19 protein-coding genes are annotated in these 25,058 nt (G+C 43.0%); 6 read left to right on the top strand and 13 right to left on the bottom strand.

All coding sequences use genetic code 11. The features are described 5' to 3' along the window. Positions 1-232 precede the first annotated feature (232 nt). Together RS891_RS15610 and helD are read right to left on the bottom strand one after the other, a co-directional pair. Entirely contained in the window at positions 233-3,082 is a 2,850-nt protein-coding gene (locus RS891_RS15610; protein WP_315796046.1) for a glycoside hydrolase family 2 TIM barrel-domain containing protein, read from the bottom strand. A gap of 262 nt (positions 3,083-3,344) precedes the next feature. Continuing rightward, a complete protein-coding gene (gene helD, locus RS891_RS15605; RefSeq protein ID WP_315796044.1) occupies positions 3,345-5,774 on the bottom strand; it encodes an RNA polymerase recycling motor HelD in 2,430 nt (809 codons plus the stop codon). A 331-nt stretch (positions 5,775-6,105) separates the two neighbouring features. On the opposite strand from helD, the gene RS891_RS15600 reads away from it, so the two are divergent. Then, complete coding sequence (locus RS891_RS15600; protein WP_315796042.1) at positions 6,106-6,951, top strand: AraC family transcriptional regulator; 846 nt, start codon at positions 6,106-6,108, stop codon at positions 6,949-6,951. A gap of 66 nt (positions 6,952-7,017) precedes the next feature. On the opposite strand, the gene RS891_RS15595 is transcribed toward RS891_RS15600, so the two are convergent. From RS891_RS15595 to RS891_RS15585, 3 genes are all read right to left on the bottom strand, one after another. Then, the gene (locus tag RS891_RS15595; RefSeq protein ID WP_315796040.1) at positions 7,018-8,019 is read right to left on the bottom strand and encodes an NADP-dependent oxidoreductase; all 1,002 of its coding nucleotides are present in this window, start codon (positions 8,017-8,019) and stop codon (positions 7,018-7,020) included. A gap of 67 nt (positions 8,020-8,086) precedes the next feature. Further along, the gene (locus tag RS891_RS15590; protein WP_315796039.1) at positions 8,087-9,415 is read right to left on the bottom strand and encodes a sensor histidine kinase; all 1,329 of its coding nucleotides are present in this window, start codon (positions 9,413-9,415) and stop codon (positions 8,087-8,089) included. A 1-nt stretch (position 9,416) separates the two neighbouring features. Further along, positions 9,417-10,103: a response regulator transcription factor gene (locus tag RS891_RS15585; protein WP_315796037.1), complete on the bottom strand. Its 687-nt coding sequence runs from the start codon at positions 10,101-10,103 to the stop codon at positions 9,417-9,419. Positions 10,104-10,363: 260 nt separating this feature from the next. Here RS891_RS15585 and RS891_RS15580 point away from each other — a divergent pair, with 260 nt between their 5' ends. Further along, the gene (locus tag RS891_RS15580; protein WP_315796035.1) at positions 10,364-11,398 is read left to right on the top strand and encodes a DJ-1/PfpI family protein; all 1,035 of its coding nucleotides are present in this window, start codon (positions 10,364-10,366) and stop codon (positions 11,396-11,398) included. Positions 11,399-11,448: 50 nt separating this feature from the next. Next, complete coding sequence (locus tag RS891_RS15575) at positions 11,449-12,090, top strand: DUF2306 domain-containing protein (RefSeq protein ID WP_113054720.1); 642 nt, start codon at positions 11,449-11,451, stop codon at positions 12,088-12,090. Positions 12,091-12,166: 76 nt separating this feature from the next. Here the strand turns inward: RS891_RS15575 and RS891_RS15570 are convergent, their stop codons facing one another. The 3 genes from RS891_RS15570 to RS891_RS15560 all read right to left on the bottom strand — a co-directional run bounded on the left by RS891_RS15570 (position 12,167) and on the right by RS891_RS15560 (position 14,846). Further along, entirely contained in the window at positions 12,167-13,357 is a 1,191-nt protein-coding gene (locus RS891_RS15570; protein ID WP_113054721.1) for a glycoside hydrolase family 5 protein, read from the bottom strand. 192 nt (positions 13,358-13,549) lie between these two features. Further along, a complete protein-coding gene (csaA, locus tag RS891_RS15565; RefSeq protein ID WP_113054722.1) occupies positions 13,550-13,882 on the bottom strand; it encodes a chaperone CsaA in 333 nt (110 codons plus the stop codon). A 55-nt stretch (positions 13,883-13,937) separates the two neighbouring features. After that, positions 13,938-14,846: a DMT family transporter gene (locus tag RS891_RS15560; protein ID WP_397386921.1), complete on the bottom strand. Its 909-nt coding sequence runs from the start codon at positions 14,844-14,846 to the stop codon at positions 13,938-13,940. A 155-nt stretch (positions 14,847-15,001) separates the two neighbouring features. On the opposite strand from RS891_RS15560, the gene RS891_RS15555 reads away from it, so the two are divergent. Then, positions 15,002-15,907, top strand: a complete 906-nt coding sequence (locus RS891_RS15555; RefSeq protein ID WP_315796030.1) for an AraC family transcriptional regulator — start codon at positions 15,002-15,004, stop codon at positions 15,905-15,907. 14 nt (positions 15,908-15,921) lie between these two features. Here RS891_RS15555 and RS891_RS15550 read toward each other — a convergent pair whose 3' ends face one another. The 3 genes from RS891_RS15550 to RS891_RS15540 form a co-directional block, all read right to left on the bottom strand. Then, entirely contained in the window at positions 15,922-17,367 is a 1,446-nt protein-coding gene (locus tag RS891_RS15550) for an MFS transporter (protein ID WP_315796028.1), read from the bottom strand. 165 nt (positions 17,368-17,532) lie between these two features. Continuing rightward, on the bottom strand, positions 17,533-18,531 hold the full coding sequence (locus tag RS891_RS15545) for a helix-turn-helix transcriptional regulator (RefSeq protein ID WP_315796027.1): 999 nt from the start codon (positions 18,529-18,531) through the stop codon (positions 17,533-17,535). Between the two features lie 12 nt (positions 18,532-18,543). Continuing rightward, positions 18,544-19,086: a TetR family transcriptional regulator gene (locus RS891_RS15540; RefSeq protein WP_315796025.1), complete on the bottom strand. Its 543-nt coding sequence runs from the start codon at positions 19,084-19,086 to the stop codon at positions 18,544-18,546. Between the two features lie 151 nt (positions 19,087-19,237). Here RS891_RS15540 and RS891_RS15535 point away from each other — a divergent pair, with 151 nt between their 5' ends. Next, complete coding sequence (locus tag RS891_RS15535) at positions 19,238-19,909, top strand: SDR family NAD(P)-dependent oxidoreductase (RefSeq protein WP_315796024.1); 672 nt, start codon at positions 19,238-19,240, stop codon at positions 19,907-19,909. 128 nt (positions 19,910-20,037) lie between these two features. On the opposite strand, the gene RS891_RS15530 is transcribed toward RS891_RS15535, so the two are convergent. Both RS891_RS15530 and RS891_RS15525 read right to left on the bottom strand, forming a co-directional pair. Further along, positions 20,038-21,030 (bottom strand): aldo/keto reductase, encoded by a 993-nt coding sequence (locus tag RS891_RS15530; protein WP_315796023.1) that lies wholly within the window; start codon positions 21,028-21,030, stop codon positions 20,038-20,040. 134 nt (positions 21,031-21,164) lie between these two features. Further along, positions 21,165-22,073: a helix-turn-helix domain-containing protein gene (locus RS891_RS15525; protein WP_113054991.1), complete on the bottom strand. Its 909-nt coding sequence runs from the start codon at positions 22,071-22,073 to the stop codon at positions 21,165-21,167. A 276-nt stretch (positions 22,074-22,349) separates the two neighbouring features. On the opposite strand from RS891_RS15525, the gene RS891_RS15520 reads away from it, so the two are divergent. Beyond that, positions 22,350-25,022: a CHASE3 domain-containing protein gene (locus RS891_RS15520; RefSeq protein ID WP_113054729.1), complete on the top strand. Its 2,673-nt coding sequence runs from the start codon at positions 22,350-22,352 to the stop codon at positions 25,020-25,022. The last annotated feature ends 36 nt before the right edge of the window (positions 25,023-25,058 follow it).

Genomic DNA, 25,058 nt, shown 5'->3' with positions numbered 1-25,058 from the left:
TTTAGTTTACATAATAATAATCTCGTTAACTAATGGTGTTGCTGTTGATACATCAATGCTTTTGGAATAAAACAGTAGTAACACTTTTAAGCTTCTATCATTAATGAAAACCCTTCGAACTGAAAAACAGTTTGAAGGGTTTCTTGTTAGTTCCTGAGAACAAACTTCTCGTTTGTTAAGGCGAATCTGTCGGTGGATGTTCTTGTAGCTAATAACCTACATAATGAAGGTTCTATTTGTTGCCGAACAATTGTTGAAGCTCAACCATCTCTATCTGGGCTTCCGGTTGGAATTCCTCACTTCTCACATATTGTGCAAGGCTGTAAAGCAATTGCCGCCCTTCCGTTTGGCTAATCAATTTATCATAATTTAGCGCCCCAACCAACAGCTTGCCTTTTCCAACCTGGCATTCAAACAGCAGCCCCAGCTTATGATTACGTTCAAAATTATCGATAGTTTGAACGAAAGGCTGAACATTCGCGGCAACCTTATCCAAAATAATAGACCGTGAATTCATGACGATATGCCACCAAGGATACGTGGAATGCGTCTCACTTGGGAAGTGCTTCAATGCTGGATGCGCGTTATCGATTAGAAGACCAAGCGTGCCGACCGGCACTTGCTTGTTCATGCTTTCCGAAATGGATCGGAACATCGGATAACACCAGAAATCGGTACAATATGTGCCTTCGATTGAATTATCGTTATCCTCGAGTGTTGGAAGCAGAAGCACACTCTCCCCTTTTTCCAGCAAGCTAATGACTCCATTGGACAATTCCTTATAAATATGGTCATGTTCAATAGCTGTCACATCATGATCAGGGTATACCCAAAGGTCATATTGTTTCCGAATATCGGTATTTGGAATATGCAGGGATAGAGTGATTGGCGTCATCTTTTTCACATCAGGCAGCTTGAACTTGATTTGACTTATTTCAAACCAAGTTTCGCCAGAGATAAAGGAAATCTCTTCTTTTCCTCGCGCAAGCAATTGATCCGAATCACGTAATTCCCACACCACAGCATGACCTGTCAATGAATCTGCTCGGTAGTACCTTAATTGAATGTGGGCATTGAAATCTTCTCCTGAATTGTAGTTGTATTTCTCGAATCGGGCCAGAAGGACTGCATCGGAGCAAAACGTCCTCCACTCCTCGGGAGTAATTAACCCTTTCGAATCCATGAAGGCATCCAAAATACCTACCAGTGCTGTCCCCTGTCCACTAAAGTCCTGAAGATCAAGCAATTGAAACCCTGCCAGATGATTGGATCGAAATGCCGCCTCAAGCTCCTCCTTATAGCAGTCAACGGCAAGTTTGCCAGAGTTTCTGAAAAAGGGTTCACCCAGATGTCCCATTCCCTTGGACTGCAATCGTTCCCGAAACACCTCAAAGTTTTTTGCTTTCAACGACCCGGTATACTTCTCGATCTCTTCATAATTCGGATACATGGCATATTGTCCAATTTCATGGGAGATGACGGGCAGGTGTGGAATGAGCTGTTGTTCAACAGAAGCGGCTTTCACGGTCTTGGCCTCCGTGCCATATTGAATTTGAATTTCAGATTCCTCTGCTTGAATTCCCTCGTTCTCCGAAACTGTCCCAACGGGCAAGATCATGTTGTCGTAATCCTTCAGAGTACCAGGCACGTCGGTTTGCACATGACCCAACGGGGCATCACACATGGCATAGGAGCCGCGGAAAAGTCTATCTTTGGAAAAACGCACACCACAGTAAAAATCTTCTTCCTCTAGAATGTGCGGAGTGAACTGAAAATTGTTTGAACCCTGAGTGTACAGAGGTCGTGGATCAAATGCTCTATACGCTTTGATAATGGCATTTAGTCTTTCTTTGCTTCCCCAAAGTTCATTACCGAGTGACATCATGACAAAAGAAGGATGATTCCCATACGCCTTGAGCATGGCAAAGCCTTCACGAATAAGATAGTCCTGTTCAGCCTGATTATGCTGTGGGTCGAGTTCATCCGTGATTGTACCCCAGAATGGCAATTCAGGCTCCATATAGATGCCAAGCATATCTGCAGCGGTGAACGCTGCTTCAGGCGGACAGCAGGTATGGAAACGATAATGATTTATACCATATGATTTGGAAATGCTCAGGATTCGCAGCCAATCATCCACATCGGTTGGTGCGTAACCTGTAAGTGGAAAGATTAAACCATCATGTTTTCCGCGAAGAAAAGTCTTTCGACCATTGATAGTAAAAGAATCTCCAGCAGCTTCAAAATCTCGCAGTCCTGTTATGATTTCGGTTGTATCCAGCACATCGCCATGTTCACCCAACAGATTAAGGGTCAGCACATACAGATGTGGGTCCGAATCACTCCAGAGCAATGCGTCGTCTCCCATCTTGTAGAGCACATTCACTTCGTCCTGACTGCATGGGTAGGTTTGCTCACTCACCACATGATTTCTGTCTGAAGCTATATATCCATGAGTCTCTTCTAAAAGAGGCTTGAAGGTTTGCGCAGTAACAGACAATACAGTACCTGGTATCGATTTGGACAAAGTACTTGCGATTCTAAAGGATCGCTCTTTCGCATCGGGATAGATCTGTACCTCACCCATATGCACGTCGTGGTAAAAATGAAGCTCCAGCTTCCCGGTAATTCCGTTCCAGTTGGTCTGAGTATCGGCGGATGTAAGATGCCCGCCTTTCGTCGGATAGTCCGTATTATCAACCCGGATGGTGAGGGTGTGTTTTCCCTCCAGTAGTCCTTCCGGCAAACTGTACACATGGGGGGTGTTAAGGCTATCCTGTGTTCCAACTTCTTCACCATCGACCCATAACTTCGTTATACGCGTGCGTTCCAGATACAAACTGCATCTCTTGCTAGCATGTGTAGCTGGTATATCAATTTCCCGTTTCAGCCATACCCATCCTTCATATGAATATTCATCAGTCAGAGACCCGATGTGAGCCACATCATTCTTCCTACCCTTGCGCGCATGAGAAGTTGTGTTCGGCAGTGTTATAGTGTCTTCAAATGGGCCTTGAACGCCTTGTTTATGTTCATCCAGTTGAAGCTCCCAGCTTCCCTGCAAGTTCATTTTGGTTAACATGATCCCAACTCCTCTATTCCTTTATGTATGTAATCTATTCTTCTAGTTCGTATTACTATTATATAACTGTAACCTTAGTCCACCCATATAATAAAATTTATGCTGAGTATAACAATATGGAAATAATCCAAAGGTTGTCGCTAACAAGTTCGTCGCTATAATGACTTGAAAATTCAAAAAAAAGTCGCCCAAAGGCGACTAGTGTTACTTATTTGGGTTGTTCTATTCTTATACACAGCTAGATCAGAAAATACCGGCAAAGTTATTCCGTTGTATAGACCTCCGATTCCTCATGCAAATCTGCTGGCAAGGCCTGTATGAAAGGCGACCAATCGCCCGTCGTGTATAGATGAAGCCGATGCATAGCCCGCGTACACGCCGTATAAAGAAGCTTGCGTTCATTGTCTCGACCATAAGTTCCAGACGAAGCATCATAGACCAAGACGGCATCGAACTCGACACCTTTGGCGAGATAAACAGGAATGACCATTACACCTTTTTCAAAGTTGAACGTTTCCTTCGTTACGAGCTGCAACGCTTCACCTCCTTGAATCTGTAACGATTCATGGGCCTTGAGGCTTTCGGCGGCGGTCTTCGTAATAATAGCGATGGAATCAAAGCCCTCGGCTCTTAGCGCAGCGATATCTGCAACCATTTGTGTATTCAGCTTCTCCCTGTCGATGCTTCTCGTCAGCAGGGGCTTTAGGCCATGTCTTTCAAAGGGTACAATTTCATCTCCGCCTGGAAGCATCGCTCTTGTAAACTCAACGATTTCCTTCGTTGAGCGATAGCTGCGTACTAGAGAGAAACGGCTTGTTTCGGCTTCACCGTAGAGACGGACTAGTGGTGAATCAGCTGCGGCCAACTTGGTAGCCTGCGTGAAGATCGCTTGCCCAAAGTCGCCCAGCACAGTCATTCGGGCACGGGGAAACAACTTTTTGAGATATTCATATTGAAATGTTGAATAATCCTGACCCTCATCAACGAAGACATACTTGATTTCCGTGTTCGTCCGGACACCTTCAATCAGTTCTTTTACATACAAATAGGGAGTCGCATCCTCATGAAACAACTCGTTCCGGAGCAGAGTTTCCTTGGTTTGAATGCATATCTCAAGCCATAGCGATGGGACAACCTCAGTATTTGTTTTCTGCCGGTAAGCTGCTTCGTCAACAAACAATTCACCATATATACCTTTGATATCAACAAACGCGAATTTCTTGACACTTTTTCTTAGTGGGCTAAAACGTTCTTTCACGATCTTACGGCCGAGCAGCTCCTCCTCCTTCTGGGCAAAGTCAAAGTCACCTTCGTCTTCTCGGCGCTTCTTGCTTATTTTCTCGCGAATTTGGGCGTACTGTTCCGCGATATCGAATACTTCCTTATCTTTATGCAGCACTTCAAAGACATCCGCATACTGATCAGTGTCGAGATAATTCAACTCTTCCTGTACCCACGACTCTTCACGTTCCTTGCGTTCCAGAGAAGCCAGCTCTTTCAGCAGCCATTCCTGCAAGAGTACAACGCGATTTAGCAAGGGTAGGGACCGATCATAACCGTAAAATTTGGCTTTCATTTGCTCTGCAGTAATCAAATCACGGTTCCGAAACCGAATGCTGTTGAATCGCATACCTTCCTGTCCCAACCAGTTTCCATAGTTCTGCAAGGCCTGCAGAAAAGCATCGGAAGCTTTATATTCGATCCCTTGAAGCCGAGCCTCATAGCCCGGAGCTTCATGCGAGGTCAGTACATATTCAATCTGATCAAAGACATCCTCTGGACGCAACGAAGAGCCAAGCCAATAGTCGAGGAATTGTTGAAAAGTAGTCTGCTGCATGTTATCTTCGCCGAGCTCCGGAAGGACAGTGGAAATATAACTGCCAAACATCGGATTTGGTGAGAAAAGGACGATCTGATCAGCGCTGATCGTCTGGCGATGTTTGTATAGTAAGTACGCCACCCGCTGCAAGGCTGCGGAAGTTTTACCGCTACCGGCTGCTCCTTGTACGATAAGCATTCGGCTTGTGTCATTACGGATAATGGCGTTTTGTTCCTTCTGTATGGTTGCCACGATACTTTTCATTTGTGAATCTGCACCTTTGCCGAGCACTTGTTGCAACAATTGGTCTCCAATCGTTTCGTTAGCATCAAACATATTGCGGATTTGTCCGTTATGGATCTGAAATTGCCGTTTGAGCTCCATTGTGCCATCGATTCGTCCAATCGGAGTCACATAGGACGCTATGCCGGGGGAAGAGTCGTAATACATGCTCGCGATCGGTGTACGCCAATCATAGATCAGAAAGCTCAAACCGTCTTCGTCCATAAAAGAAGATACGCCGATATAAATCTGATCGGTGAGGGCCAGACCTTTCTCCTGAAAGTCGATACGGCCAAAATAAGGGGACGGGAGCAAACGCTTCATGTTGTTCCATTGCTGCATCAACCGTATGTGACCACGTTCCCGCTCGGCCAGTACCGCAGACTGCTGGTTAATGGTATAGAAGGTCTCTTCGAAATCTTCGTGGGTGCTGGTATTGATCGTCACCTCTTCCCAAAAGCGCTTGCGAATTTCCGAAGCCTGGTCACGCATTCCGGCAACCTCTGGCTCCAATTCTGTGATTTTGGCCTGCAGTTTGTTCCTTACAGACTCCAGACGTTCCTGTTCCAGTTGCCAATCTTTTGATTGCATCTCTCCGAACCACTCCTTTTCCTATTTTTGGGATGAAAAAGAGCATTGACAAATCAAAATTCCAGATGTAAAATTAAAGTAGGGATAAAAACAAGTACATACTTTGATTTTGTTTGTCAATGGCGCTAACGATTATATCATAGCGTTATTTTTCGTTCAATTCTTTTTTTGTTTGCCAAAAGGTGGCCTTTGAATTCACCAGAGGTCATCTTTTTTCATGTCTATTGGGTCACCCTCCCCCGCTTTCCCTAACCGGACAAATGAAAGCACATAATGACAGGTTCTTGGATCAGTCTTCATCTATTATAGGAATCAAGGAGTGGTTAATCGTATGAACTGGATCGAATCATTACAGCTAGCTATTGCATATATGGAAGAACATTTACTCGAAAATATGACTATGGAGCAAATTGCAGCTCAAGCCCATATTTCTCCCTTTCATTTTCAACGTACGTTTGCCCTATTAACTGATGTTACGGTAGCCGAATATATCAGACGAAGACGGTTAACATTGGCAGCCAATGAACTGATACAGAGTGATTACAAAATCATTGATCTGGCGCTCAAGTATGGTTATGACACTCCTGAATCTTTCTCCAAAGCCTTTCGTAGACAGCACGGAATTGCCCCCAGTGAAGCACGTAAGAACAGTACCTCTGTCAAATCGTATAATCGTTTGGTTATTCAATTAAGTCTAAAAGGAGCAGAACCAATGAATCACAGAATTGTTGAACAAGCGTCGTTTACATTAGTAGGGATAAAGCAGGCTTTCTCTTATATTGATGGGGAAAACTTACGAGGCATAGGCAAGATGTGGCAGGATGCATATACGAGCGGTACAGAAGATCGTTTATTTGAATTGAATAATGGTGTAATCCAAGGGTTGCTTGGTGTATGTGTGGATCAGAACGAAATTCAGGAGAAGCAGATGGAATATTGGATTGCTACGGCTTATGATGGCGAAGTACCTGAAGGGTTATCATCATTCACAATTCCAGCTTCCAAATGGAGTGTCTTTGAAGTTGAAGGTCCGATGCCAGACAGTATGCAGCGTTTATGGAAGCAGATTATTTCTGAATGGTTCCCTTCCAACCCTTACGAGCATGCGGGTATACCTGAGCTTGAAGTATATCCAGGACCTCACCAGCCACCTCAAATCTGGATACCGATAAAATAAAGAGTATTATAGTATCCGTTCTTGCCCTCCATTTGGACAAGAACGGTATTCATCTCCTTTGAACGCTTACTTCATTTTCACGATGACCTTTCCTTTGGCACTTCCACTTTCAAGATACCGAAACGCTTGCCCGGCATCCTTGAAATCATAAACCTTATCAATCACGGGTTTGATGAGACCTTCCTCCAAGTAACTCTTTATTCGCTCTAATTGCATCCCGCTTGGTTTCATAAACAGGAAATGATATCTTGCTTGGTTTTTCTTCTCAAGAGTTGTAATCTTGTGGCTCACAATCGATAGCAATGTTGTCTTTAACCAGCCCAAGTTGGCTTCTCGACCGAATCTCGCGTTCGGCAAGCCGGAAACAGATACTATATTTCCATTTGGCTTTAGTACTTGAAAGGATTTTTCTAGTACCTCGCCTCCTATCGTGTCATACACGGCATCATATCCCGACAGCATTTCTTCAAAATTCTCTTTACGATAATTGATGATACGATCCGCGCCAAGGGATTGGACCAATTCGTATCCTCTATCGCTGGCAGTAGTGGCAACATAAGCTCCCATTAATTTGGCCAATTGGATGGCAAACGTGCCCACTCCTCCTGATCCTGCGTGAATTAATATTTTTTGGCCTTTCTGAAGGTTCAAAATATCGTAAAAGGCTTGATATGTCGTAAGACCGACCAGTGGTATGGATGCTGCTTCTTCAAAGTTTAAGTTTTGGGGCATCAGCGAGATATCTTCTTCATGGACAGCAATGTATGCAGCCAAAGTTCCAATTCGGTCTTTACGGGGTCTGCCATATACCTCATCTCCAGGTTTATAAGCGTTCACCTGTTTACCCACCTTGACCACAACACCGGAAAAATCATTTCCAAGGATCAATGGCATCTTGTAATTCAGCAGGAGCTTTACCTTGCCCTCTTTTATTTTAAAATCAATTGGATTTAAGCTTGCTGCATGGATTTCCACCAATACATCATGATCTCCGATCTGAGGAATAGGCATTTCTTTCCGTAACAAGGGAACATCTTTCCCGTATTTCTCAATTACCATGGCCTGCATTTAAATCACTCCATTGTGTTTATAAGTTTAAACATATAAACACATTATATCTAACACGTTAAACAAATCAAGTATTATATCGAGGTATCCATCCTGTCAGAACTGCCCCACCGTCAGGGTGGTTGCTTACCATAAGCTCGCCTGCATGTTGCCTCATCATTCGTTGTGAGATCGTTAATCCTAATCCACTGCCCCCAGTTGCACGACTTCTGGAAGCTTCCCCACGATATAGGGGTTCAAAAACGCGCTCTAGTTCTTCGGAAGAGAAACCTGGTCCGGTATCCCGTATTATAAACCTAATGTTGTTGCCATCTTTCCAGCATTGGACCGTTACTTCGCCACCTGTAGGTGTGTATCGAACAGCATTTTCTAAAACGTTGTTCATCGCACGCTCCAATACATGAGAATCTCCGCTAATGAAACAACCGTCTGTTAATTCCTTTAAGATAGAAATATGTTTCTGCTCAGCTAGCGGGCTCAAACTGTCAATCGACTTTCGAAGGATGTGCGTCAAATCTAGCTTATGAGTTTTAAGCTCATTGTCCAAGTACTCCATTTTTGTATAAGTGAAAAGGTCTTCAACCAATCGATCCAATTGGGCAGATTTCTCTTTACATACGGCAATATATCGGGCGACCTTCTCCGGTGACTGAGCTATCCCTTGTTCCAATCCATCCAAATAACCCCGCAAGGCAAACAACGGCGTGCGCAAATCATGTGCAACGGCAGCGATGACAAATCTGCGTTCTTCCTCCAGCTCCACTTGTTTTCGGTGGGATTGCTCGAGTCCTTTTACCATAACATCGAATCCATCCCGGACTTCGGCAATTTCCGTAATTCTGGAGTTAGGTAACTGCACTTCCCAATGCCCAGCTGCAATTTGTCTGGCTGCCTTGCTCAATTTCTCAAGCGGTTTAAGAAGGAACCTTCTCATTTCAACTCCAACCACAAAGAAAGCAAGCAGCAGCCCAAAAAATGCCGCAAGCATTGGAACTCCATTGGATTTAGGAAGATAAAGAACCACTCTTCCCCGTAATTGTCCATCTTTTATGACAGAAAACTGTTCAGTAGACGATAATCTACTATGGTGCTTTTGGCTGGAACGATAAATTTCCGAATTGGACGCAGATTCAATCACCACATCCATCTTTGCTTTGCTCAGCTCGGTGTGAAGTTCGTTTTGCCAAACGGTACTCGCCCATTTATCCGTACCAACTTCAATCATGTGGATCATCTCGCTGAGATGCTTTTGCAGCGTTTCATTTTGCTGTTGGTTTGCTGAGATGCTAAACGTCTGAGTATCCATAAAGTGAGCCGTGACAAAGAAGATCCAAGGCATCGTAAGCAAAAAGAATAGGCAAAGCATAGTAAAAGTCCGAATGCGAAGTTTTCTCATGCTACACTCCCTCAAAGCGGTATCCTACTCCCCATATGTTAATGAGGAATTGTGGATGGTTTGGATCGGATTCAATTTTTTCGCGAAGTCGGCTAAGATGGACCCGAATGGTATGTCTGTCGCCCACACCCTCCCAAAACTTTGCAAGCAACTGTTCATAGGAAAAAACATGTCTCGGGTGTTCAGCAAATAATCGCAGTAACTCATATTCTTTAGGCGTAAGCTCGACTGTTTCTCCTTCGACCAGGACTTCTCTTGCGGTAAGATTTAACTGGATGCGGCCGTAATCCAAGACTTTTCCCTCCATGGGTTGCCTAGAAGTGGTGCGCCGCAAAACGGCTTTCACTCTGGCAACAATTTCCCCAGGTGAAGCCGTTTTGACGATATAATCATCCCCGCCGAGCGTCAGACCACGGATCTTGTCCACATCATCACTTCGGGCACTCAAGAAAAGGATTGGAACATTGCTTTCCCCTCGTATTCGACGGCATAGCTCAAATCCATTTTGTCCCGGCATCATGATGTCCAGAACAATGCAATCTATGGAATGCTGTTGAAGTATGGTCCACGATTGTTCCGTATCACAAGCAGTCTTTACGTGAAAATGGTCATTCTCTAGAAAGTCTCTTAATAGTTCGACGATACTTAGGTCATCATCTACAACAAGTATCGTATGATATTTACTCATGTCTATCCCACCTCTGCCATCTAGTTTACCATTTTTTCTTCCATTACCAAGACGAGGCTGTAATCTGTGATGATTTGTTTATCGTTTTGTGACCTTTCTACAACTTCCTTTGAGACATTCATTTGTTATGATTCTACCTGTTAGCAAGGACGACCCGCATCCCATTTTGTCCATTCGAATGGCTAAAGGAGAAATTGACGTGAAGGAATATCACTTGCTGAAAGATATTTTGACCAAATTATGATAAGGGGGATGGGTTAATGATAACTGTTCAAATTGTTTTATTTGACGGCTTCGACCTACTGGATGCTATTGCACCTTACGAAGTATTTTGCGCCGCTTCCACACATATGGACAACATGTTAAAGGTAGAACTGGTCACGGCTGAAGGACCAAGATCAGTTACTAGCGGTATGAACGGATTGACCATTGAAGCGCACGACACACTGGACCCGGAACGTGGGGGTATCATACTTGTGCCAGGCGCAGCCGGCGATGTAGAAGGAGATGGTCCAGACTCGATTCCAGTTATTCTGGGCAAAGCCATGAATACGGGATTGACCAATAAGATCAAGGAAGCTTTCGAACGCAAAGACGTCGTAATCGCTACGGTGTGCGGCGGTTCCCTTTTGTTAGCCATGGGAGGAGTCCTGGAAGGCAGACATGCGGTAACACATCGTTTGGGTATGGATTTACTTGGTGCAGCCGGGGCAATTCCAGTCCCGGCACGCGTAGTGGATGATGGTAACTTGGTTACCGGTGGCGGTGTGACCTCGGGACTCGATGTTGCGCTATATCTGGTCGAACGTGAACTGGGACCACGTATTGCACACGAGATAGAGCAATTGTTTGAGTATGAGCGAAGAGGAACCGTTTGGAGTGCAAAAGGCATTGTACCCAGCACTCACAAGTCGTTAACGGACAATGAACCAAGCATTGTATTCAATCAAACGATAGGAACCTCGGAGATATTGCAAAACGAGAAAACAAAGATATCCTTCTTTGACGGTAATTGGAATACAACAATCAATACACCAGTTGGTAAACTGGAAGTCGAGCTCTATATAAAGACAAGTACCGATGTGATCCAGGGCACGGCTACACAAGGTGATGAAACAATCGCTTTTTTGAACCCTGTACTCTGCGACAACAAGTTGACCTGGACCCTGCCGATTACCAAACCCATGCGTTTGAATCTGAAATTCGAAGTTACCGTGGATGAAGATCAGATGAGCGGAACCGCTAAGGCTGGCCTTCTTCCTTCTTCCAAATTAACGGGAAAACGAATAAACTAGCCTTGTTGTCTATGTTCACAAAAGGAGTCTCGGGGGTTGCATAGGTAGATATGAAGAAACGAGGAAGACTGTACGGATGGCTAGGCTGCGTCACTATTTTATTTATTGTGTACGCTTTAGTGAAGAACTATTGGATAGACCCAGAAGCCTCAGGCTTTTTAAGCCATAAGACAGGTTTGAAGCGTGAGCTTCATCTTCCGATCTGGCTGAATGTCATGTACGTTCATGTTGCGTTTGCATGTTTGGCGATGGCGTCTGGATTGCTCAACTTCTCTAGTTGGACTTTGGAAAAGAGCCGCAGGTTCCACCGTATAAACGGTTATGTTTATATTGTGTCCGTTGCGCTTGTTGTACTGACTTCCGGCTATATGGCACCTTACGCTACTGGAGGGAAAATAAGCAGTATTGGTTTCAATGCGCTTAATATCATCTGGCTATTCATTACAATTACCGCTCTCATTCAAATTAAACAGAAACGAATGATCCAACACCGGAACTGGATGATTCGAAGTTATGCCTTTTGCTTCACGAACATGTTGATTCATCTCATCACTTCCCTTTTTCATCTGGGTTTTGGGTTGGTTTATGCTACAAGCTACACTATAAGTATTTATGGCTCTGTTGCTTTGCTGCTAGTTATTCCAGAATTCATCATCAGAATGAACTTCAAATTGAAAACAGCCCCCGAATAATCTTTCGGAGGCTGTTCTGCATTCTAGCTTTAGTAGAACAAGTAAGAATGCAATGGTGATCCTTGTCTGCTCTATTTCAATTCGTCAGACTTGCTTTTATCTTATTCCAGATCGGATTGTCAGCCGTACCGCGTGCAGGCTGCTCTCCTTTTTCAATGGCATCCCAATACTTCCAGTCGGGCTTCGCGCTACCTAATTCATAATCCATACCATCCCACGTATCTTCGCGAAATGCATAGAACGCCCAATGCCATCCGTACTCATTAAAGATAGATATCAGATCCGCAATGTACCGGTCTGCACCTTGAACCATTCGATTCGTTCCAAATTCGGAAGCTATAATCCGGTTCGCAGGTATGTTATGATCAGATGCCCATTTGGCGACAGGTCCGACAAATTGTTTCAGCGTCTGACGATTAAACTCTTTTTCAGACTCATCATCTCCAACCTTTACGATCCCCGGATATGAATACGTAAATCCTTTTTTCTTGTTCTGGCTTGTCATCTCATAAGGCTCATACATATGAAAAGCATACAGCACGTTAGGATCATCAATCGGCTTCAGATACGTAAAGGCCCAAGGCGTTGCGTAGAGCCCCGAATCCACAATGATGGGCGTTGTCTGGTCTACCGTCCTGATCTCTTTGGTTATCGTGTCATAGAGTGAATTCAGATCAGCTGCGGTATGTTCTACTTTGGCATACCACTCCGAATAATCCTGCGTCCAAAAGTCATGAAAACCCGTACCCGTTTCCGGATGAGGTTCATTAATCAGATTATAGCCGATAACGGCAGGATGATTCTTCAAACGTGCTGCAAGATCCTTCCAAAACTCAGCGGCCTGTTTGTGATATTCAGTATCATTCCAGATCCGATCATCATTCTTGGCCCCGTTGAACTGCCGCCAGCGATCTCCCGGTAAGCTAAGCACTGTAATAATCACTTTCATCCCTTTAGCCTCGGCGGCGTCCAGATCTGCTTTGAGTCGGGCAAAATCCGCATCCACGATACCTTCGTACTTATCCGAGCTGCCTATCAAAAAATCTGCGTTGATATTGGCATCTGGCTTGTCGTTAAACAAAAAATCTCGATCCTTACTCCACTTATCGGGTGCAAGCCGTACAAACTCTATGCCCTGTTCCTTGGCTGCTTCATAGTTGTCAGGAAGAGTTGTGGAGTTCATAAAATTAGTCCCTTTTCGCTGTTCATTCCAATAGCTCATTTTCTCCGAAGGAACAGCCTGCTTCTCCTCCTGACTGCTGTTCATCCCTGAAATCTCCAATGGCTTTGGAGAAGCTGAGTTAGAACTGCATCCAGCTAGTGCAACCAATATGGCCGCCGAGAGTAAGACATTTTTTCCGATGGGCCAACTCGATTTGGTTGATATTTTCTTCATGGTCAATCACCTCGATAGCCATCTTACCCGTTGTCTGTTACGCCAATATGACAATATGTTCTATTATCCAATCGGTGTTCCGTCAGACAGCTCGATATCTGGTTTTAACAGAACGACATCCCCTTTTTCGGGTATTCCTCCCAGAACCAATACTTCTGATTTAAACCCGGCTATCCGGCGCGGTGGAAAGTTGACTACCCCTATGACTTGTTGTCCAACCAGTTTCTCGGCTGCATATCTTTTGGTAATTTGTGCACTAGACTTTTTTATTCCAATTTCTTGTCCAAAATCAATCTCAAGTTTGATCGCAGGCACTTTCGCTTCTGCAAAAAACTCAGCTTTTTTAACGGTTCCGACGCGAATATCCAGTTTCAAAAAATCATCAATGGTAGCCATATATATTCTCCTCTTCTACTTGTTTTATGGATACAATAGTTGTTATAAATTCACATTAAGTTCGAACTTCAGGAACGGCGTAACGCCAGGATTTTGCCCCAAAAAATGCCCCCATGCCGAGTACAGTCATCATCCCACCTATAAACTGAAACAAAGAGATGGTTTCTCCCAGAAATACAAAGGCGAGTATGATCGCAAGAACAGGCTCTCCAATAATGCCTACAGAAACCGTCGTTGCTCCTAAAGATTTCAATAATAGATTAATAAGAAATTGACCAAAAATGGTTGGGATTATGGCAAGTAACAAGAAATACATCCAATCTGAAGTGTTATATCCGGTCAGGGAGATATGATTGAATAGACTGTAGATAAGCAAGACACTTCCCGCAAGGAAGAAAACAATAACGCTGTACACATTTGCATCGATTTTGTGACTGACCTTTTGTCCAGCAAGCATATATGCCGAAACCGCGATTGTACCTAGTAAAGATAATCCATCCCCAACCAACGCCTCTCTAGATACCCCGATGTCACCCCATGCGATAATAACTGATCCTGCAAGCGCTGTGACCAGACATAGTATCGTAACCATCTTTGCTCGTTCCTTGAAGATGAAGTATGACCCCAACATTACAAATAAAGGCTGCAACGATAAAATGACCATGGAACTTGCAACGGAGGTATGCACCAATGACTCCATCCAGAATAAGAAATGCAACCCGAGAAAGAGCCCCGCTAACAACACAACACTCCAATCTTTTTTGCTCATCTTAAGATTTCGAAGACTTTTCCAAGGTACAAAAGGAAGCATTAGTATTACGGTTATGAACAATCTGTACATCCCAGCTACAGAGGTTGGCGTCTCTGAGGACTTTATCAATATGGAAGAGATCGAGATGGACAAAATGCTGATAAAAAGCAAAAGGTACGGATGAGGCGAATACAACCTTTTATTCATTTTCATACTTACTCCTTCAATATGTTCTATCCAAATTCTGTGCACAGGATTATAGTGATAAAACAAAGATTGGATATAATAATATCATCGTTAATATTTTAATTGTGTAATAATATCGCTATATTATATATAAATATCACCATTTGAAAGGACGCATTTAAATGTCAAAGCAGCTCCACGAGACGATTCTTTTCCCTGATGCTTCATTCCCATACATTATGTACACAGCTAATTCCGAGAAAATTATTCCTGAAGGTAGAGGATTTAACGACTTGCACTGGCACGAAGAACTACAAATTACTTTGGTTACTCAAGGAAGGTTGGTTATCCAGGTAAACGGTGTTGATCATGAGTTAATGGCGGGTCAAGCTATCCTAATTAATAAGGGAGTTTTGCATGTTACAACGCATCTGACTCACAACGGTCAATATGTAAGTTTTAATTTCCCTGAAAAGCTGTTAGCCTTCTACGCAGATAGTTCCATGGAGAAAAATTATGTTTTACCTTATACAGACTCTTCCCTGGTGTCGCTGGTAATCAAGGGTGATGTAGAATGGCAACAGATTGTGCTAGATATGTTATGGGATATGAAAAAGAGATTTGACATGACAAAAAAGTGGGGTTGGGAATATGAGGTTTCTATCAAGACAGTACAATTGTGGTTAATTTTGATTCATAATATTACGCTTTCCTCCGAGGAGGCGCCCAAATATGTAAAACTTCAGCAAGAGCGCCTTCAACTCATGCTCAGCTTTATCCATCAGCAATATTCAATGAATATCACACTGCAAGAAATTGCTGATACAGCACATCTGAGCATCTCGGAGTGCACCCGGAGTTTTAAGAAGACCATTCATATGACACCGTATGATTACTTAATTAAGTACCGGATCAAAAAAAGCATGGAGTTATTAATTTCAACCGATTATACAGTAACCGAAATAGCTCACAGGGTTGGTTTTAATCATGTAAATAACTTCATTCAGTCTTTCAAAAAACATCAAAACCAAACACCTAAGGGTTTTCGGAATTCGAGTAATGAGATCAAACATCAAAGAAATAATTAGTATGATGCATTTCGTCACTTTTCTTTTAACATGTAAATGCAGGCACAAGCAGCAAAGGCAAGTATACCGCTCACGGCGCTTGAGATGGAAAAAGCTCTTACATAATCCCCAAGGCCGGCCTCGTCAAGGGGCAAATGCAGTACGGCAGAAAACAACATGCTGATCATCGCCACACCCAATGTGTTCGCCAAATACATAAAGGTTGTGAACAGCCCTGATCCGGTTCCTGCCGAGGCCGCTGGCACGCGATTCAAGATCGTATTGGCGAGTGGGGTTGTGGCCATGCCCAGACCAAGCCCGTACACCAAGAGAATCAATATATTGTGGTAATGGAATAAATGAACGGCATCCGTATGCAAAGACCACATCAGTAAAAATACACTTCCACCCATGGTAAGTGTACCTGCTTTCAATACCGCATCTCCCCACCTTTTCACCATCCGCGAGGACAATAATGAAGTGGCGAAAAATCCAAGGCCTAGCGGCAAAAAAACAAGACTGGTTGATTGAACATCCAATTGTAATCCCACCTGAACATAATAATTTAAGATGAAGAAAAAAGAGAACATGCTCAGATATACAACGATTTCTGTGATAATACCTATCCGAAACGAACCTATTTTGAAAATGGATAGCTCCATTAACGGCGTGCGTCCTGCCTCTTCCCTCCGTTTCTGACGAAGCACGAATAGGAATAGCAGCAAGAGTGAGCCAAACACACAGCCCCAAGTCCATAACGGCCATCCTGATTTTTGCCCGATCGTTAACGGATAAATGAGCATAAGCAAGCCGAATATGACCACAGCCATGCTGAGCCAGTCAATACTCTGCCTGTAATGTCCCCGAGATTCGGGAATGATACGGAGTCCTGCTAGTACAAGCAATCCTATTGGCACATTGCATAGAAAAACGATCCTCCAGCCAAGATTGAACAGGTTCCAGTCCACTAATATGCCGCCTAATATGATACCAAGTGTAAAACCTACACCGATAACAGCACCATAGATGGCAAAAACAAACCCTTTTACGCTCTCCGGAAAGCTGCTCTGTATAATCGACAAAACCTGGGGTTGGATCATCGCTGCAGATAGACCCTGGATGATACGAATGGCAATGAGTATCGTTGGATGAGAAGCCAGGCCACCGAGCAGACCCATCAGGGTGAAGCCTAATACGCCAATCCATAACATGCGTTTTCGACCATATATATCCCCAAGTTTCCCACCCAGAATCAATGCAACTGCAAGTCCTAACGAATATCCAGAAAAAATAAGCTGGGCCTCGCCAAAGCTTGCTTTTATGCTGGATTGCATCATTGGAAGAGCCACCTGTATCATATAATTGTTCAACGAAATCAGCAGTGTTGGCAACAAAATCAGAATTAGAGCCATCCAGCGGCGCGGGTCCACCTGTGGTGCTGTATATGCTTCACTTGTAACTGTAGCAGTTGATTTATGCATGATTATGATCCTCTCCTATCCTTCTCCAATTGATAATAATTATCAGTTATTGGTGAGAGAGGGTCTACCTGCAAAGGGATTTTCTATCCCTATAGAAGGAGCGTGGGTAAACGAAAAAAGGAATCTCAACATGATCGTCATGTCTGAAATTCCTTCTGAATTGCCCTAATCGGTTTTTATATCCCGTTGAGGTAACATTTTGAGGTGCTCACTGGGGTTATATCCATAAATCTTACGAAAGGCTGTCGCAAAATTACTGACATTACTATAGCCAACGGATACCGCCGCTTCTCCGACATTCATTCGCTGTACTTCCATATAATAAAGCGCCATTTCCATTCTTTGCTTGCGTACCAGCTCAAATACAGTCATGCCAAAGCGTTCGCGAAATCCCTTTTTAAGCTTGAATTCATTGATCCCTACCTTTCTGGCCAGCTCCTGAATGGATAAGGGTCGTTCAAAATGACGAATAACCAATTCCCTGGCATAATCAAGATTCCCCAGATCATCACGGCTCAGGAAGCTTTTTCCAGTTAACACCTGATGCCCTTCTACTTCACCAAACAAAGCAATTAATTCCATGGATTTGCTCTCCATGTACAACCTCTTCAAGGCTCCATTATACGTGCAATTTAACATATCCGAAACACATCGATGAATCTCCGGTGTATTGGGATAGTTATCAATATTTCCTTTATATCGCTGCAGCCAAGACTGCATTTTCTGTTTCTCGGTTAGATCTGCCGCATAATGCAACAGTTCATGCGGGGATAAACGAACTTCAAGCATATGATGCCGGACGTCCGCTTTTTTCTCTTCATATACCAATTCATCCTCGAAAAATAACACGTTGCCTGTCCAATGATGGGTATAGCTTTCCTTCCCTTCCCACTCACAATAGATATCGCCATTAAGACAATAACTTATCTCAAATAACGGACAAGCCTCCTGAATCCGAAGTTTCATATCCTGGACATAGGTCACATCCGTTTTAACAATTTCCATACCCGGACGGATATGTGTTCTGTGTATGCTTCCTTGGCCCATCTCTTGCGGAATCGTAATATGCTGCTCCCATGTCTGAAGCCGGGATTGTGCTTGTATCAGACCAGTAAATTGATCAAAAAGGCTGTGTACCTCGCTGTTAACTATATTTAGAGTCAAAACGACACCTTCTTATATCCATTTAGAAATTTTGCGCGCTACTTCCTCTTTGCTAAATTCAATATTTTCCGAAGCCCACAGATAGCCAGCTTCATGAATAATTTGTGCATAAATCGGGATATATAAATCCTTCTCCCTATCTGAAAATGGATGATCAGTACTTTTGGACAAATACTGTTTCAACTCATATATTATTTTTTCTTTCAACTGAGGTATGACTAATCCGATATAGCTTTGGCGGCATTTCAATTTGGGTTGCTGGTAAAAATCACAGACCGCTAAAATGAGCTGATTTATGCTTTCCTGGTTGAATTTAGTTACTCCTAAAGTTCGTCTTTCAATCGCCATGATCGCCGAATCACCCATAATGTAATCCAACAAGTCATATTTGTCTTTGAAATGCGCATAAAAGGTTGCCCGATTTACTTTTGCTTCCTGGGTCAAATCAGCAATTGTGATTTTTTCAAAATCCTTTACACTCACGAAATAAAAAAAAGCATTTATTAAAGATTGCTTCGTCTGGGTTGTTCGCATATCTCTTACCTTGTTTCCCACGGCATACCCTCCTAAGCCGATAAAATGGTTGTTTCTGTTGCTATAGCAACATTTCGTACCACATTGTTGGTTGTTCCGATGGATTAATCGATCTAAGCTATTAAAACAACACGTGTTGATATATATACCACATAAAAGGAGTTTTTCAAAGATGAAAACCATTGTCATTATTGGTGCCGGACCTGGATTAGGCTTATCGCTCGCTAAAAAGTTTGGTGAAAACGGATTTAGGGTGGCTGTTATTTCGCGAAACGCCGAGAAACTTAAGCAGATTGTATCTGAACTTCAAAAGTTAACTATTGAAGCGAAGTCATATGTAGCGGATATCACGGATATGCCTGCCTTAAGACAGGCTCTACAAGCTGTTAAACAAGACTTTGGTCCAATTGATGTACTTGAATTTAGTCCGTATGGAGGTCCCAATGTATTTAGACATGTGTTAGAAACAACACCTGAGAACGTAATGGAACCTATGAATAGTTATTTATTACCAGCGGTGCTTTCGGTGAACGAAATATTACCCGACATGTTGAGTAAAGGTTCAGGCGCAATTCTTTTTACAACTGGCATATCTGCAATGATTCCTTATCCACCTCTCGGAAACATGGGCATCGTCATGACAGGTATTCGTAATTATGCGACAAACCTGCATAACGAATTGAAGGAAAAAGGAATATATGTTGGCCATCTCTCTGTTGGCACTTTGATTCAAGTCGGGACGGATGGAGATCCGGATCTTATTGCAAAAACATGGTATAGCCTCTATACGAAAAAGGACCAATTTGAAGAAACGTTCCCTCATGAACTGAATTCAGCATTCTAAAAAAAAGAATAAGAAAAGAGAGACAAGATGGTTCATGATTAGCCATCTTGTCTCTTTTCCGTTGACCTGTTTGTCTATTCTCCGTGTGGATGAAACGGTTAATGCCGACTCGTGTTAGCCTATGGTTACTACTTAAATCCAACATTAAGTCCATATACCGGATGAGGCACATACGGCTCTTCCAAGCACGCCATTTCTTCTGATGTTAACGCAATCGACAGAGCTTCAACCGCATTTTCAAGATGAGATGTCTTCGTAGCGCCAATAATCGGAGCTGTAACCGGATTCTTGTGCAGCAACCAGGCAAGAGCGATTTGTACCCGGGGAACGCCGCGTTTTTCCGCGATTTCTGCAACCCGCTCTACTACCAATCGATCGGTGCTGGCTGTTGCATCGTATTTTGCCTTTTGAACCTGATCCGTTTCGGAACGTTGTGTTGTTTCCTGCCAATCTCTGGTCAACCGGCCAGAAGCAAGTGGACTGTAAGGAATCACACCGATTTTCTCTTCCTGACAAAGAGGCATCATTTCTCTTTCCTCTTCACGATAGATTAGGTTATAGTGGTTCTGCATCGATACAAAGCGGGTCCATCCATTTCTTTCGGCGACATATAAAGCCTTTTGGAATTGCCATGCTGACATGGCAGAAGCACCAATATATCTTGCCTTCCCTGCCTTCACCACATCATGTAATGCTTCCATGGTCTCTTCAATAGGAGTATGGTTGTCCCAGCGGTGAATTTGATACAGATCCACATAGTCGGTCCCCAGCCTTTTGAGGCTCTTGTCGATCTCACTCATAATTGCTTTTCGAGAAAGTCCGGCTCCATTCGGACCATCATGCATACGGGAAAACACTTTGGTGGCAAGGACAATTTCATCTCTACTCGCGTAGTCCTTTAGAGCCCGTCCCAGAATCTCCTCGCTTGTTCCACCTGCATATACATTGGCCGTATCAAAGAAATTAATGCCTAGCTCCAACGCTTTCTGAATGACGGGACGACTATTCTCTTCATCCAACACCCATTGATGAAATCCACGCCCTGGTTCACCAAATCCCATGCAGCCAAGACAAAGTCGAGATACATCCATACCTGTATTTCCTAATTTCACATATTCCATTGGTTAATCCTCCTCAGAAGTTTTGGTTCCGCGATAACGGTGTAACGCATGAGATAAGAATAACAAGAAAATAGCTGTGCTTCTTTGCTACTAAGCTCATAGGATTTGTTTATTTAGCTCATTTGTGAGGCCCTCTATTTTATCTTTTCCTCGCTTCGCTTGCATTGCTGTCTAAACTCTGATGGCGGGAGTCCGAACTGAAGTTTAAATACTTTGGAAAAATGGGCAACGTTTTCGAAACCTGTTGAGAAACAGACATCGGTGACGGACAGAGACGTCTCGGCCAACATTTTCTTGGCTTTATCCAACCTCTGATTACGAATCCACTTCAGGGGTGAAGTATGGTATAGGGTCTGAAAATCCCTTTTGAAAGTAGATAAGCTTTTGCCAGACAAATAAGCCAGATCACTTATTGAAATGGGATTCGTGATATTCTCCTCCATTATTTTGCCAAAGTCATTATTTTTATCATGATTCGGTTGCAGAAGTTGATGTAAGAATTGATCATTGGCATGCCCCAGATGGAACAGGAGTTCCATGAATTTTAGCCGGATCAGTCCGTCTTGTACCTCGTCTGGATTTTCGAAATAGGGTTTCAATGATGCTATATAAGAGCGAGTGATTTCATTGACCTGAATAATGGACACCGGAGTGATTTCATTCACGTTATTCGTCGGTTTGAAGCCAGAAAATTGAACAAATTCTTCAAGCATACTTTCATTCAGGAAAAACATCATATAGTCCAGCATAAATTCAGCGCCGGGTTCACCCGACTTTATGTAATCAATGCGAATTGATTTATGAAGAAATACCATTTCATTACTGCGCACCGTGTACTCCTGATCATTGAATCGAACCGTGTATACGCCTGATATAACGAACAACAACATGTGATCCTTCAGAAAATAGGAACCTGTTGTTCCCTCTGTGTGCAAACAGAATTTAATGACGGACAAACCATTCTGCTTTAAGCTTCCTTGTTTGTCCGGGGCACGTTCCAGCCCTTCTGGTGCTTTAATTATCTTTCCGTTTTTCATGGACATGAACAGTCCCGCCTTTTCAGCTTTTGATAATAGAATAACAGGAAACGTGAATGGGTGCTTTGTTGTAAAGCCCATAAAGTTTATCCATTTAGCCCAAACATCATCCAGAGGATTGATCAATCCTGATAAACCGGTATACTTACCTATCTTATCCTAGGGAAATCGCGTAGAATTGAACGGGTCCGTACTACATTTTTTTTATAACCCGAATGGAGGCCATGTGTCATCAGAAGACGTTTTACGATTCAAAATAAAATACTATCATTAACTGTTTTTATGATCACAGCTTTACTGATTTTTGTACTTATTATGCATTCCAGAATTAACGCGCTTCAGGAGGAAACAAACGTAATCACGCATCAGGATCGCGAGATCACCAATCTGACCAATCAGATGGAGAAAAATATTCTGGATATGGAAACAGGTCAGCGAGGCTATGTCATTACAGGTAATGACAAATATTTGGAACCTTATCTGGCTGGTCGTATAGATTTGCAGAACAACTATGATGAACTGATGTCGTGGAGTACGGAAGGTTCAACTCAGGCCAATCGTCTTGCCAGCCTAAAAACGAATGTTGATCAATGGATCGCTTCTTCAAGTGAACCTTTGATTACTCTAAAACGAGATGGACGGGACCGTGATGTTATCGCACAGTATCAAACGGATGACGGTATCAATCAAATGAATCAAATCCGTTCTCAAATTAATGAGTATCGTACAATCATGACTGCAAACACAGATCATTTAATAGTCAGGCAAGCAGAACGAAACCAATTATTAATTGAACTTCTTTATCTCATATGGGGGCTCATTGCTCTTGTGACAATATCGGCTGCCTGGTTAATGTCGCGAGCAATTTCCAAACCCGTACAGAATATTACGGAGAGTATATCGGGCTTTACGTCATCCAGAAACCTGATGAGCCGAATCGCCATCACATCCAATGATGAGATTAGTGATTTGGGACATGTTACGAATGAATTGCTTCGTTCTCAGCAGGAACGAATTGAACTGCAGGAACACACCAATAGTATGATGTCAAAATATCAGGGAGTCCATGAAATTGAATCGCTCAGTGACATTTTCCTAAGCAATTTGGCAGATAAACTTCATTATCCCTATGCAGCACTCTATGTACGTCAAGAGGAGAAAGCAGAGGATCTCATGATTCGAACTGCTGTTTATGCTGGTGATGCCCAATTAAATGTTCGCACCTCTTTTCAGATGGGAGAAGGGCTCGTGGGTCAGTGTGCCAAGGAAGCCAAACTTATGGAATTCCGTCAGGTACCCGAAAATTATGTCCAGGTCTTTTCTTCTCTTGGTACCGCTCCTCCCGATTCGCTATTACTGTTTCCCATCTGTTTCTTGGGTGAAGTTCTTGCTGTGGCGGAAATTGCTGCTTTCTCACCGTTAACACCTATACAAATCTCATATGTGGAGTCGATTACAGAGGATTTTGGGGCTGCAATCAACAGCACACTAAATACAATGAGAATTGATTCCTTGTTAACAGAGTCCCAACGATTGAATGAGGAATTGCAGGTGTATACGGAAGAATTACAGACGCAATCTGAGGAGCTTCAGATGCAATCCGAAACATTACAATTGCTAAATAGCAAATTGGAGGAACGACAGCTCATTGCAGACGAAAAAACCATTGAGGCACAAAGAGCCCAAGCCGAAATGACTACCTATTCGGAAATGCTTGAACGAAGCACACGTTATAAGTCGGAATTTCTAGCCAATATGTCACATGAACTTCGTACACCACTGAATGGAATTTTGTTATTATCCGAATTTCTTAAAGAGAACAATTCCAATTCGTTGACAACAGATGAATTGGAATATGCTCAGGCCATACACTCATCCGGGCAGGATCTGTTAAATCTGATCAATGATATTTTGGATCTGTCCAAAGTGGAGGCCGGCAAATTGAATATTGAGGCTGAAGCCGTCAATGTCTCCGAAATTCCGGAAAGTGTGATGCAATACTTTGGTGAGATTGCCCGAGAAAAACAAATTGATCTTCAAGTTCGTGTTGAAGAGACTGTACCGGATATAATGTTCACGGATGGACAGAGATTAAAACAAATCATCAATAACCTGTTATCCAATGCTTTAAAATTCACCTCTCAAGGGTCTGTTCTACTTGATATTAGAATGGCCAATGAGGAAGAATTAACGGAAACGGAAAGATTGACAGAAGAGCCATTTTTGGCGTTTTCCGTTCAAGATACAGGAATCGGAATTTCAGAAGATAAACAATCCATCATTTTCGAGGCCTTCCAACAGGCTGAAAAAGACACGGAACGTCACTACGGAGGAACGGGCTTAGGCCTCTCTATTACGAAAGAACTTACTTTGTTATTAGGTGGCCATATTGTTGTAGAAAGTGATATTGGACGTGGAAGTACCTTTATCGTTTATTTACCTGTCCAATACAACCCTTTCGCCCAGCATGAGCAGCCCATCACAAAGGAGCATACCACCGATGACTTGGAAAATTCCGAAAATATACGGGTATTATCCACTGCAGAATCAGCATCCTTGGTAGAACATGATATATTAAAGAACAAACATGTGCTGCTTGTGGATGACGATGATCGGAATTTGTTTGCCTTAAGCAAGGTACTGAAAGCACACCACCTGGATGTATCCATTGCTAAGGATGGTGAACAAGCGTTGCTGGAACTAGAACAGTCCTCGGCAATAGATCTTGTTTTGATGGATATCATGATGCCGGTTATGGATGGTTATGAAGCAATTCAACAGATCAGGCTGATGGAAGAATATCAAAATCTGCCGATTATTGCTTTGACCGCAAGGGCTATGATTGAAGATCGCAAGAGGATTATTAATGCCGGAGCTACAGAGTATATGAGTAAACCAATCAACATGGAACAGTTGTTAGTGATCATGAGAATGTTGCTTGCAAATAAGAATTAACCACGTAGAGGCCCAACCTCCTTTGTTTGAGGTTGG

This window comes from Paenibacillus sp. BIC5C1, assembly GCF_032399705.1.
Lineage (GTDB): Bacteria > Bacillota > Bacilli > Paenibacillales > Paenibacillaceae > Paenibacillus > Paenibacillus taichungensis_A.
This window is presented reverse-complemented; position numbering and strand designations above follow the sequence as displayed.